Here is a 13,198-nt window from a genome sequence, read left to right as displayed (position 1 = left end):
ACCGGCCGTTTCGGCCCATTAGCGGCCGTTTCTTGCAGAGAATATATACTTCGTTCCCCTTCCTGTAGTACCAATTTTTTTGATTAACCCTTTTTCATATAAATCAACTAATTCGGTAGTAGAGGCCGTTTTTTTCAGGTCATTCAATTTTTGATATTCGCTATTTGTGATACTGCCATATTCTTTAATATGCAGTAAAGCCTTTACCTGGCGATCATTAATATCTAATTTACGCAGGTATTCTTCTGTATAAATATCTTTCAAGAAAACAACACTTAGCCCGCCTTGACTTTCCTCTATGACAGGCTCTGGAAGTCCTGCCTGTAAGAAGGCGTTAATGATATCATTGGTTCCGCGCCCCCAAGCCTCTACGTAACCTGCTTTAAAAAATACACCTGCAATATTTCTATTCCGTGGGTAAGAGGAATGTTCCTGCTTTAATTCTTCAATGCTCAATTCTTCAGGCAATATACCAGGATTCCATAAGTGGAGGCGATCCTCATACACCCGGAGCAAGATCCAAGTACTCGAATAATCTTTATGGATAATCGCATTAAGAACTGCCTCTCGTAAAGCTGATTCGGGATATTCCAAGGGTTCCATACGTTCAATGCCCTTATACGATATTGGCCTGATGAGATAACGAACTTTTAGCTTATCCATGACTTTTTCGACCATCGTCAACAAATTCGTTTCAATAACGTCTTGAAATAATAAATCTGTAGAATCCGCTCCAAACCTCCCGATCTTGAAACTCGTTGTTGGGGAAAGTGCCTGTATTTGTTTGCCGAAAAGTAAAATTGCAGCATTTGTTAGCTTACCATCGCTGGTAAGGAGATTTAATCGTTTCATGAGCGAGTAGACATCTTCATCTGCAGCAGATGCAGGAATACGATCTTTAGTGATAGCTCGATTCAAAAAAGATTGTACTGTCTCCATATCCAGATCATCAATCGTTGCATTTGGTACGGCAATATCCTCCCAACTATTACCACTCTTTTTCAACAACCAATTATAAAGCGCAGTTCCTTTCAATTCCTGCTTCGTGCTACCGCTTCGATAATGATAAATAGCATGATAGGAAATAGGGACAGTACTCTGTGGCACCTTAATCTCGATATACTTTTTACCCCGGGCATCCTCATGCAGATCGACATCCACTACTAAGCCCAATTGTTGAACAATCTTATTCGGTATATCATCCATGAATTTTTTATAATCGTCTAAGCCTGTAACATTACCTCTATCATCGATCCCAATATATATAACTCCTCCATGTGCGTTTGCGAAACCGCATATCCACTTAAGATAATCATCTCGCCAAGATTGCTTATATTCTATATTTTGTTTCTCGGGCATATTGTTTATTTCTCTTTAGTAAAAATATAGAATTTAGCCCTCTAATATTTAAGATATATCATGCATATCAAGTATAAGTATATAACATTCAGTGGGGCTTAATATTAATTATTCAGAAGAGCTACTCATTCAGTCACTTTAGATAATTCTAAATCCTTAATTATTGAAAGAAGTTGAAACTGTGAGAACAAAAAACCATTTTTACCTAATAAAATACCAGGCTTCTTGTAGATGAAAATCTTCTCTATTTAATCCTTTTATAAGTAGCATCTCTAGCTCTTTGTTTCTCTTGCCAAACTCTAAAAATGTAAAATCAATCATAGATAATCGGAAAAAATCCGATTATCTGCCAAAAATTTGACATTATTTCGGGGCATTATCCGGGTATTATTAAAATGCAGAAAGCCGTCTCTAAGGAAACGGCTTTATACTTAATTGTGGAAAAACTTACTTGACCGGCAATGCATAGTTTTAAGGTCAATTGGTGTTTGATAATAATAGAAGTTATGCATCGCCTATGGCTTTACTATCGTCGTGCAAGCTTTTCCTTAGGTCAAATCTGATAAGGAAGCTTATGAGGAAGCCGGATAGATATCTGCGGCTCGTGATACAAAGGTGCAATCTTCCGGGAAAATACGTTTATGTAATCGGGAAAACGATTAATCAATTTGGGAAAAGTATCGAGATCGGGATGAGAAATTTCGCAAGTAATTGTAAATGAAAATATTAGCGAAACAATAATTCACAAGGTTTCAAACCGGTATGTTTTTTAAAGGCAGTAGAGAAATGGGAAATACAGGAATACCCCATCATGATAGCTACTTCAGATACGGAAAGCCCTTTTTCATAAAGCAAGCCCCTAGCCTTTTCCATCCGCTCTTTTTGGAAATAATCGTAGATCGTTGTGCCGTAAACAGCCTTAAACCCTTTCTTCAGGTAACATTCGTTCATAGCCACACGCTTCGCCAACTCGCGGATCGTGATCGGGGAATCTAGCTGTTCCAAAAGAATATCACGCGCCTTAGTGATCTTTGCGCGGTCTTCCATTTGGGTTAAAAAGCGGCAACCGTAGCGTTCTTCCGTATCATTCTGGATAAATTGATCGGAACTGTATAATAATAAATCTAAAGCGCGGCTCTGTAAAAAGATATTTTTCAATACCCCTTCATAAGTATGATGCACCATTTGCTCCAATACCAGCTTTGACTTGGTACAGGGCTGGATCGTCTTAACAAAAGCTTTCTTTTTGCCGGTCGCTTCGAACAGCGAAATCGTATTGCTCGTATTCCCTTTTTGCAAACCTTGTATAAAGGAAGGCTTAAAACGCAAGGTAACCATGTCTACCGTAGAAACTTTCTCCGTGCCGCATTGTTCTTGCTTCTTCCCTTCTGCACAGAGCTGGTCATTACAAGCCGGGTTCGTACAATATGTAGTTCCCGCAACACAGTAACGCAATTCTATTGCCGCGGCCTTACCGCTTTTTGCAGGTTCATACATTACCATCGCAACATCTTCCACCGGCAATGGCTTCACATAAGTAAACCTTTGCAGATTAAAATCCAGGCAATCAGGCACCTGCACCAAATCCTGCTTAGCGAGCTCTAATTGATCGCTCATAGCCGGTTGGGAAATAGCCAATGATAATATGTCCTGAATTTCTTTTGTCACCGCGTTCTTTATATTGTTAAGAGAAAGCAAAAGTACGTATTCATTTTTAATGCATTCACGTTTTTACATTCTCATTACACTATAGCAGTTGTAACATATAAAATAATCAGCGTAAGCTTTATTAACTTGGTACAAATTTGGCAAAGATTATATATATTCCGAAGGTGATAATATGAAGAAATTTTGGAAAATAGTGATTGCCGTAACTATTGGCGTTATGCTCGTAGTATTAGCGGCCGGTTGGTACTTCAATACGCATTGGAAGCAGCTACTGCGTAAGGAGTTAGGAGAATATGTGTCGGCCGGAACGGACGGCTTGTATCAACTGCATTATAAAAAAATACGGCTCAATATCCTTACCGGTAACGTATCTATTGATCAAGTGCAATTAGTGCCGGATTCGGCCGTGTACCAGGATTTAATAAACAAGCACCGGGCCCCCAAAGTGTTGTACAAAGTTGAAATGGAACATCTCAACATGCACAACCTGCTGCTCTGGAAATATTTTATCAAAAAACAGGCCTATGCCCGATCTTTTGTTTTTTATAAACCCAAGATCGAGATCATTCAAAATGATTTAGCCGTAGATACCAGCGTGCATGGCACATTTTACGGGACGCTCAAACAATATATCAAGAGCATTTATATCAACCAGGTAACATCCAGCAAAACGGAACTGAATTACACCCACATCCTGGGGGATAGCAGCCGGGAAAGATCCAGGATATCGGATCTGAATTTCATAGTACGGGACTTGTTGATCGATTCTGTTGCAGAAAGCGACCCCAGGCGTTTCCTATATGCCACGAACTTCGACATCAACCTTGAAAAATACGAGTTCAAACCGAAGGACAGTTTATATAACCTTCATTTCAAGGATATCACCTACCGGGCCGCGCAGAAAAACCTCGAACTGGGTAGCGTTCACCTGGAACCCAAATATAATATAGCGGAATTTGACAGGCGCATCGGCACACAGAAAGATCGATATGATATCTTATTCCGTGATTTGGATTTCAACCGGTTATACTTGCAAGATTTATTAAAAGGAAAATTATATTGCGAGTCCTGTAATATCGACGGGGCTAATATAGATATTTACAGGAACCGCTCGCTTCCCCTACCCGCCGGGGATAAGATAGGTCAATTTCCCAGCCAAGTATTGAAAAAACTGGAATTACCACTGAAGATCGATACGCTGAAAGCCGAAAATGTAAATATTTCTTATACCGAATTGAATCCCAAGAACGGGGAAACCGGCAGTATTTACTTCAAACGCGCCAACGGGATCATCAGGAATATCACCAATAACGATAGCTTAATCGCCAGGAACAATCATTGCATTGCCAATATTAATGCCGTTTTCATGGAAACAGGCAAGTTGAGGGCCAAGTTTGATTTCCCGCTCGACCGGGTAGACGGTTCATTCAACATCAGCGGGCAATTGAAAGATATGAACGGGAAGGAGCTCAACCCCGTTACTAGGCCGTTGGGGATGGTAGCGGTAGAGTCACTCAGGCTGCATTCCCTCGATTTCGCAATTGCCGGCAATGAACACGCCGCGAGGGCTGATATTAAGTTTCTTTACAGTAGACTGAGAATCAGTATCTTGGAAGAAGAGGGAAACCAATTGAAGCGGAAGGGACTAATGAGTACCATCGCCAACCTTATGGCGATTTACAAAGAAAATCCCGAAGCGGGGAAAGATCCGCGCTTGGCGGTTGGCAAATACACCCGCGACCCGAAAAAATCATTCTTTAACTTGGTTTGGAAGACCTTGTTTGATGGCGTAATGCAAACGGTGGGGACCCAATTGTTATGGGAAAAGACGGGTAAAAAATAAATTCCATATTACAAACGCAGTAAAATCGCAGCTTTTACCCAGTTCACATACCTGCTTTATTATGGGCTTTTTTTATGGTTATTAGCCCGATTTTTTGTATTTTTGTGAGATTTCCTACGGATTTGTTTAAAAAAGATTTCAGCTAATAATATGAGTGAAGAAATAGTGAAAACAACTGCCCCCAGTAATGGCTATGATGCAAGTAGCATCCAGGTTTTAGAAGGGTTAGAAGCAGTTCGTAAAAGACCTGCCATGTACATTGGTGACATCGGTATCAAAGGTTTACACCACCTGGTGTACGAAGTAGTGGATAACTCCATCGATGAGGCCCTTGCCGGTTATTGTAAAAATATCGAGGTCACCATCTGCGATGATAACTCGATCAGGGTACAGGATGATGGGCGCGGTATCCCTACCGGGATGCACCCCAAGGAAAACCGTTCTGCCCTGGAAGTGGTTATGACCGTTTTACACGCCGGTGGTAAGTTTGACAAAAATTCTTACAAGGTTTCAGGCGGTTTGCATGGTGTGGGTGTGAGTTGCGTGAACGCTTTAAGTTCTTCATTACATGTTACCGTTGAACTGGACGGTAAAATATTCGAACAGGAATACCATCAAGGTATCCCGCAATACCCCGTTCGGGTAGTAGGGAAAAGTAATAGAACTGGTACTACCGTGCATTTCAAACCGGATGGTGAGATATTCAAAGAAACTACCTATAGCCGCGAGATTTTAGCAGGACGTTTACGCGAGTTAGCTTACCTGAACCGTAAAATCAAGATCATTTTAACAGATGATCGTGAAAAAGACGACCTGGGCAACCCGGTAAGCGAGGAATTTTATAGCGAGGGCGGTATCAACGAGTTCGTGATGATGCTGGACAAAAACGGCCGCAGGAACCCTTTAATCCCCGAACCAATATTTATCGATGCACATGATGCGCCTTCAAATGTTGCCGTGGAAGTGGCCTTGCTTTATAACGACTCTTTCAATGAGCATATTTTCTCTTATGTAAATAATATTAACACCATCGAGGGCGGTACTCATGTAGCCGGTTTCCGTAGAGCTATAACCCGCGTATTTAAATCGTATGGTGATAAGAATAAATTATTCGAAAAATCCAAGGTAGAAGTAACGGGTGATGACTTCCGCGAAGGATTAAGCGCGGTCATCTCCGTAAAAGTGCCGGAACCGCAATTTGAAGGTCAAACCAAAACCAAACTGGGTAACTCCGATGTAATGGGCGTTGTTGATAGCGCCGTAGCAGGTGTTTTGGAAGCCTACTTAGAAGAACATCCACGCGAAGCCAAGATGATCATCAACAAGGTGGTATTGGCGGCACAAGCCCGGGAAGCGGCCCGTAAAGCCCGCCAACTGGTGCAAAGGAAAAGCGTGATGACCGGAAGCGGCTTGCCGGGTAAATTGGCCGACTGCTCTGACAATGACCCTGGAAAATGTGAATTGTTCCTAGTCGAAGGAGATTCGGCGGGTGGTACTGCCAAACAAGGGCGTAACAGGAATTACCAGGCGATCCTGCCGTTAAGGGGTAAGATCCTGAACGTGGAGAAAGCCATGGAACACAAGATTTACGAAAACGAAGAGATCAAGAATATCTTTACAGCGCTCGGTGTTACCATCGGCACGGAAGAAGATGATAAGGCATTGAACTTAACTAAATTAAGATATCATAAACTGATTATCATGACGGATGCCGACGTGGATGGTAGCCATATCGCGACGCTGATCCTCACATTCGTGTTCAGGTATATGAAAGCCTTGGTAGAACAAGGTTACGTATACCTCGCCCAGCCACCTTTGTACCTCGTGAAAAAAGGCAAGGAACAAACTTACTGCTGGACCGAGGAACAACGCCTCGCGGCAATCAAGGAATTAGCCGGTGGCGGTAAAGAAGATAACGTGCACGTGCAGCGATACAAAGGTTTGGGTGAGATGAATGCCGAACAATTATGGGATACTACCATGAATCCGGATGTTCGCACGCTCAAGCAAATTACGATTGAAAGCGCCGCTGAAGCAGATAGAGTATTCAGCATGTTGATGGGCGATGAAGTACCTCCACGTAGGGAATTCATCGAATCACATGCTAAATATGCTAAGATTGACGCCTAAAAAATTTATTGCACTTTATATAAAGCAGGTCATTACATACAATGACCTGCTTTTTTATTTTATCCCTCCAAACACTGCATTATTAGTTATTCATAATCAATACTTAAACACATAATCTAAAAATCCAATTCATAAATTGATTAATTTTAATTATTTTTAATATATTGCATTAAGATTTTAGCTTTTTTACACCATATTTCTATTGCTATGCAACTTAAAACTACTTTCATCCTGCTAACGTGCCTGGTGCTTTCAGTTGGCTTATTTAACGCCTGTGAAAAAGATACTTTCGAAGAAGCTATTGCCAATGCCGGCGGGCTGGATAACAATGGCGGGGGAAACAACGGGGGAGATAACGGCGGGGAAGATGGTGGAGAAAACCCAACCGATTCCGTATCATCCAGCATTTACCTAGATTTTAAGGCAGATGGAAATAGTGTTTCGTTCGACTCGGCTAATATTAGCGCGGCCATTCGTGAACCCGAGCAAGTAGGAAAAGGTTTCTATTTGATGGGTACTAGTGCTGATGGTAAGAAAGCCTTAAACTTAAACATTTCTATTAACGGGGATGACCCCGTAGTAGGCACTTATACAAATTTCGTCGCCGCGGATCTTTCCAAAATGATTGCAGGTACCTATATCAATGACGCCAGCTCCAGCGATGGTTATGCTACGGATCCGCAAGACAATAAAACTTTCACTATTAAAATAACTGCTGTAGATACTCAAAACAAAATAGCGAAAGGAACTTTTTCGGGTAAAATGACTAACGCGATGAGCGGCAATTCGGTACAAATAACCGATGGTAAGTTTAACGTTAGCTACGCCCAGTAATAGCTAAATTTTGAAAAGACCAGTTTTATAATTTATACCTATACCTATGAAATTAAAGCTATCCCTCCTAGCGGGCTTAGTGGCTATATTATGCTTTACGGCTTGCACGAAGGAATCCGATAAGCCTGCCGGTTCCATAACTATGTTGATCAACGATTCAACATTTACCGGCAATTATGCCACGGCGCTCAGGTTCGATTCTTCCAGCACCCATACAACTTTCAGCGTTAGCGCCGGAAATCTCGGCGGGGGACTAGTGGGCTTTACACTAAAAATTCCTTCTAAAAGTCCAAGTACCGGGATGTATAGCAATAATCCCGACATGGATACTTACGTTTCAATTTCATACTCCGTGAGTATGTTCGGCACTGAATACAATTCCTTTTTACAAGGTGGTAACGCTATTGTAACCATTACCAAGCTGGATGGTAAGATCATCGAAGGCACTTTTTCCGGACGCGTTGTCAGCGATGCTGAGAACGGGGGCTTTCTTGATATTACGGAAGGCAAATTTAGCGCGGCATTTGACTGATTAAAATAGAAAACCTACAACGGCTACGAGTCATGTGATACTCTCGTAATCTTTCAAAAAATGTAACCATATCTGCTTCAAACAGATCTACATTACTACAATGTGATCATCACACACATGATCATATTGAGTGCAAAATAGAGAGTAAAGTTCAGAGGGACAAGGAATCAATTAACGGACGTTGCATTAGGCACCCTTGCGTAGTAACGCGCTTGTGGATTGGCTACTAATGCAGGGCGGCAAAAACAGGAATTTTTGCCGCCCTTTTTTATTTTTTGGATTGATATAGTATTATTTTATACCGAAGACAGCATATACTTCAGCCCTGATCTTGATCGTTTTAAAACTGATATCTGAATCCGGAACATCGGCAGCTTCAGCTTTACGGGCCATAGTATTAGCGTACATGGCAACCGGGCGAACATCGCTGTAATTATCAGTATTCACTTCCCGAACTTCAATTACTCCACCCAGGTTTTCCCCGATACCGCTTAATAAATACCCTGCTTTTGCTTTAGCAGCCTGCAAAGCCTTGATCTTAACTTCCTTACGGTATTCTTCCATCTTGCTGCTGGTATAAGAAGATACATTTACACTTTCAATACCATCATCATCCACTTTCGCCATAATGGCGTTGATCTTGTTAAGGTCTCCCACTTTCAAACGGTATTGCTTGCGCGCCATGAACTCTTCATCATCTTTCTTTTTTCTCCACCAGTAGTCGCTATTATAACCGAACACATTTTCGATGGTGAAATTTTCCTTCGGGATGCCCGCTTCGTTCACCGCCTTTTGTAATTGTTGTTCAAGCGTAGTGATGGTTACCTTTCTACCGTTCTTTTTCTTGTACTCCCTTAAGGTGATGCTCACGTAAATTTCATCCGGGGTAATTTCCATTTCAGCAGAGCCGTTAACTTCTATTTTTTTCACGGGTTTTTGATTTTCAGTTTGAGCCATTACTGCTGTAGATAAACCTACAGCTGCTAACACAAGTAACATTAACTTTTTCATCTTTTTCAATTTTAGTTTCAATATTAGGATGCAACTTTATCTCGGTATTCCATAAGTGTACCAAAAAAAATTATCACTGTTTTCTTTCTTGATTAACCGGATGAAACGGTTTACTGGTAAGAATGTTACAGCGTTAAGAAAACTTTAACAAGGTTCACGGATTTTTATCGGACGACACGGATTTCACGGATTTTATCGTTTTATGGAATTAACAGGATTGCGTACTATCTTTTTATACTACTCAAATATAGGGTAATTAGATTATAGGACAATACTTGATATGAATGTAGTTTTCCTCGTTTTTAATTTTAAAAAAGCGAAGGGTTAATATTTTCCTTCGCTTTTAAATCTATAAACTAGTGATGTTACTTCTATTATATTCCTGTTTTATATTCCTGTTTTATTTTTCGCTGTCGTGCATAACTTTTAAGAAGTTGTAAACGTCTGTCATGTTGGTCATTTTCGTTATGACTAACATGAAGTTTTTGCCGACTTGTTTAAGTTTGGCGTTATTGGTGCGTGTTTGAATATATTGTAAAATGTGGTTGAAAGTTGGCGATTCGAAATATGGAGAATCAGGGTTGTTAATAAAGTAACAACGCATCGTTTCATCTTTCAACATCAACTTTTCAAAACCTAAACGTATAGCCATCCAACGGCTGCGGATCATCGTAAATAGATCTTTAACCGGTTCCGGCATAGGACCAAAGCGATCTTCCATACCTTTGGCAAATTCCACCAGCTTATCCTCCAGGGTAATATTATCTAACTCTTGGTATAAGTTCAAACGTTCCTGTATACTTTCAACATATGAATCAGGGATCAGTATTTCCAAATCCGTATCTATGGTACAATCACTAACAAAATCCTTCTTCTCTTCTAGCTGCTCTTTAAATAGGTCGCGGAACTCTGTTTGTTTCAATTCACGGATTGCTTCATCAAGTATCTTCTGATACATGTCGAATCCGATTTCAGCTATAAAACCACTTTGCTGTCCTCCTAACAAATTCCCTGCGCCACGGATATCCAGGTCACGCATCGCAATTTGGAAGCCGCTTCCCAGTTCACTATGTTGCTCCAAGGTTTGAAGACGCTTCCTACTATCGCCCGGCAATGTACTCATAGGTGGCGCTAGCAAGTAACAGAACGCCTTTTTATTACTCCGTCCTACCCTACCCCGTAATTGGTGTAGATCACTCAAACCAAAATGGTGAGCATTATTGATAATGATCGTATTGGCATTCGGAATATCTACCCCGCTTTCCACGATGTTAGTACATACCAGCACATCATATTTCCGCTCGATAAAGTCCATGATCACTTCTTCCAACTTATGCCCCTCCATCTGTCCATGTGCCGTAGCAATACTCAAATCGGGACAAAGTTGCTGTATCAATCCTGCCATTTCAGCCAAACCTTTAACGCGGTTATGTATGAAATAAACCTGTCCCCCGCGCTCCGCTTCAAAATAGATCGCATCACGTATAGCATCGGGATTAAATACCTGCACCTCGGTTTCAATAGGCTGCCTGTTTGGTGGCGGCGTATTGATAATCGATAAATCCCTTGCACCCATCAAAGAAAATTGCAGTGTTCTTGGGATGGGCGTTGCCGTTAGTGTTAATGTATCTACATTTATTTTGAGTTGCTTTAGTTTCTCCTTGGCGCTTACCCCGAACTTTTGTTCTTCATCGATTACCAGCACACCGAGATCCTTAAATTTGATATCTTTTCCTAGCAAGGCATGCGTACCGATAATAATATCAACTTTTCCTTCGGCCAGCTTTTGCAGGGTTTCCTTTTTTTGCTTGGTAGATTTAAAACGGTTCAGGTAATCAACCGTGCAAGGGAAATCCTTGAGCCTATCGGAAAAAGTTTTATAGTGTTGGAAAGCTAAAATCGTTGTTGGTACCAATACGGCGGCCTGTTTTCCATCGGCCAAAGTTTTGAACGCCGCCCTGATAGCCACTTCCGTTTTACCGAAACCCACATCACCGCATACCAATCGATCCATCGGTGCAGGAGATTCCATATCACGTTTTACATCCGAAGTTGCTTTCGCTTGATCGGGCGTATCTTCATAAATAAAGGAAGCTTCCAATTCCGTTTGGAGGTAAGTATCGGGCGTATGTGCGAAGCCCTGCTGGGCCTTACGCGCGGCATACAACCGGATCAGGTCTTTTGCTATATCTTTTACCTCTGTTTTAGCCTTTTCTTTCAGCTTATCCCAGGCATCGCTGCCCAGCTTATTAACACGGGGTTCAACACCTTCTTTGCCCGTGTATTTACTGATTTTATGTAAGGAGTTAATATTGACATACAGCAGGTCATTATTCTTATAAATGATCCTGATCGCTTCCTGCATCTTTCCACCCACCTCGATTTTTTGCAAACCACTGTACATCCCTACCCCGTGATCGATATGCGTTACATAATCCCCGGGTTGCAACTCCTTCAAAGTTTTCAGCGTAATGGCCTTACTCTTGCTATAAGCCGCCTTAAGTTTATACTTATGATACCTTTGGAATATTTGGTGATCCGTGTAACAGGCAATTTTAAGATCATGATCTGTAAAACCGCTGCTGATTGCCACCGGTATTGGGTAAAAGCTAAATTCAGCTTTCAGATCCTCGAAGATGCTCCGCAAACGTTCCAGTTGCTTGGGATTTTCAGCGAAGATAAACAGGTTATATTTTTGCGCATTCAGTTGGGCAAAATCCTTGATTAACAATTCAAATTGACGGTTAAAAACCGGCTGTTCCGAGGTTTTATACTCAATTGTTTCAATAGGCGAAGTATTACCCTCGAAGCTATATTTCTGCCCGAAAACTACACTGTGCATACCTTCCAGCTGTTCCAGCAAACGATCCGCTTTCTCGAAATCGCTTTCCTTCAGGTAAAGGGTCTCTTCTTCGTTCACCCTAACACTGTGACCCAATTCTAACCAATCAGCCAACTTTTGCTCCATTTGGCGGATCACTCCCGTTACATATGCCGGATCTTTGATCCAAACAACTGTATTAGCAGGCAAAAACTCCAGTAATGAAGATTTCTGGTGCTCACCGGTACGGGTATCCATATTCGCGATCAGTGTAACTTGCGTTAATTTTCGCTCACTCAACTGTGAAGCGGGATCAAATATCCTGATAGAATCAATTTCATCACCGAATAACTCCACCCGGTATGGTTTTTCATTACCGAATGAATAAATATCCAGGATCCCGCCACGCAAGGCAAACTGTCCCGGTTCATACACGAAATCACTATGCTCAAAACCCCAACCCACTAATTTTTCCAAAAGCTGATCTACATCCAGCGCATCCCCCAGTTTGAGCTGGATCGTGCTGGCGCTATAAGCTGTTGATACCGCCACTTTCTCCCAAAGCGCTTCAGGGTATGTTACCAACACTTTTTTATGCACTTGCTCACCCGTGAATTTCATCAGGGCTTCCGTGCGGAGCATACTATGGCTATTATTAATTTCATCGAACAACCCTGTTTTCTTAAAGGAATCCGGGAAATAAAAAACATCCAAAGCCCCGCTCAGGTGCTCGAAGTCGTTTTGAAAATACGCTGCCTCTTCGCGGTCATTCAATATAAACAGATGGTTCACATCGGCATTAGCCCATGTGTTTACCGCTACGAAATTGATAGCGCTACCGCTCAAGCCTGTCAAATGGAAATTGGCCGATGCTGGATTTTGAAAACCCTGCACCAGCTTAACCAGGCGAGCGTCTCGTTGAAATAATTGTAAAACTGCCTGTAAGTTCATGAAGGCTGCAAAGATACGATCATTCTCACTTTTTTGATGCAGAAGCCTG

General features: G+C 41.6%; 8 protein-coding genes. 4 read left to right on the top strand and 4 right to left on the bottom strand.

The window, feature by feature from the left end; genetic code table 11:
- Positions 1-18: 18 nt before the first annotated feature.
- The gene (locus COR50_RS06780; RefSeq protein WP_098193295.1) at positions 19-1,359 is read right to left on the bottom strand and encodes an ATP-binding protein; all 1,341 of its coding nucleotides are present in this window, start codon (positions 1,357-1,359) and stop codon (positions 19-21) included.
- Positions 1,360-2,085: 726 nt separating this feature from the next.
- Positions 2,086-3,027: a helix-turn-helix domain-containing protein gene (locus tag COR50_RS06775; RefSeq protein WP_098193294.1), complete on the bottom strand. Its 942-nt coding sequence runs from the start codon at positions 3,025-3,027 to the stop codon at positions 2,086-2,088.
- Between the two features lie 172 nt (positions 3,028-3,199).
- Between COR50_RS06775 and COR50_RS06770 the strand changes: the two genes are divergently transcribed.
- From COR50_RS06770 to COR50_RS06755, 4 genes are all read left to right on the top strand, one after another.
- Complete coding sequence (locus COR50_RS06770; RefSeq protein ID WP_098193293.1) at positions 3,200-4,870, top strand: hypothetical protein; 1,671 nt, start codon at positions 3,200-3,202, stop codon at positions 4,868-4,870.
- A gap of 150 nt (positions 4,871-5,020) precedes the next feature.
- Entirely contained in the window at positions 5,021-7,000 is a 1,980-nt protein-coding gene (gene gyrB / locus COR50_RS06765) for a DNA topoisomerase (ATP-hydrolyzing) subunit B (RefSeq protein WP_098193292.1), read from the top strand.
- A 207-nt stretch (positions 7,001-7,207) separates the two neighbouring features.
- A complete protein-coding gene (locus COR50_RS06760; protein ID WP_157760665.1) occupies positions 7,208-7,834 on the top strand; it encodes a hypothetical protein in 627 nt (208 codons plus the stop codon).
- A gap of 46 nt (positions 7,835-7,880) precedes the next feature.
- Positions 7,881-8,366: a hypothetical protein gene (locus COR50_RS06755; RefSeq protein ID WP_098193290.1), complete on the top strand. Its 486-nt coding sequence runs from the start codon at positions 7,881-7,883 to the stop codon at positions 8,364-8,366.
- Between the two features lie 291 nt (positions 8,367-8,657).
- Here COR50_RS06755 and COR50_RS06750 read toward each other — a convergent pair whose 3' ends face one another.
- Together COR50_RS06750 and mfd are read right to left on the bottom strand one after the other, a co-directional pair.
- The gene (locus COR50_RS06750) at positions 8,658-9,377 is read right to left on the bottom strand and encodes an SIMPL domain-containing protein (RefSeq protein WP_098193289.1); all 720 of its coding nucleotides are present in this window, start codon (positions 9,375-9,377) and stop codon (positions 8,658-8,660) included.
- Positions 9,378-9,777: 400 nt separating this feature from the next.
- Complete coding sequence (gene mfd, locus COR50_RS06745) at positions 9,778-13,149, bottom strand: transcription-repair coupling factor (RefSeq protein ID WP_098193288.1); 3,372 nt, start codon at positions 13,147-13,149, stop codon at positions 9,778-9,780.
- Positions 13,150-13,198 lie beyond the last annotated feature (49 nt).

This window comes from Chitinophaga caeni (assembly GCF_002557795.1).
In the GTDB taxonomy this organism is placed as follows: domain Bacteria; phylum Bacteroidota; class Bacteroidia; order Chitinophagales; family Chitinophagaceae; genus Chitinophaga; species Chitinophaga caeni.
The sequence above is the reverse complement of the archived record's forward strand: the minus strand, read 5'-3'. Positions and strand labels throughout refer to the sequence as shown.

Coding starts and splice junctions, on each gene's coding strand:
- COR50_RS06750 (WP_098193289.1), bottom strand. CDS start 9,377: ATGAAAAAGTTAATGTTACTTGTGTTAGCAGCTGTAGGTTTATCTACA.
- gyrB (WP_098193292.1), top strand. CDS start 5,021: ATGAGTGAAGAAATAGTGAAAACAACTGCCCCCAGTAATGGCTATGAT.
- COR50_RS06770 (WP_098193293.1), top strand. CDS start 3,200: ATGAAGAAATTTTGGAAAATAGTGATTGCCGTAACTATTGGCGTTATG.
- COR50_RS06780 (WP_098193295.1), bottom strand. CDS start 1,359: ATGCCCGAGAAACAAAATATAGAATATAAGCAATCTTGGCGAGATGAT.
- mfd (WP_098193288.1), bottom strand. CDS start 13,149: ATGAACTTACAGGCAGTTTTACAATTATTTCAACGAGACGCTCGCCTG.
- COR50_RS06755 (WP_098193290.1), top strand. CDS start 7,881: ATGAAATTAAAGCTATCCCTCCTAGCGGGCTTAGTGGCTATATTATGC.
- COR50_RS06760 (WP_157760665.1), top strand. CDS start 7,208: ATGCAACTTAAAACTACTTTCATCCTGCTAACGTGCCTGGTGCTTTCA.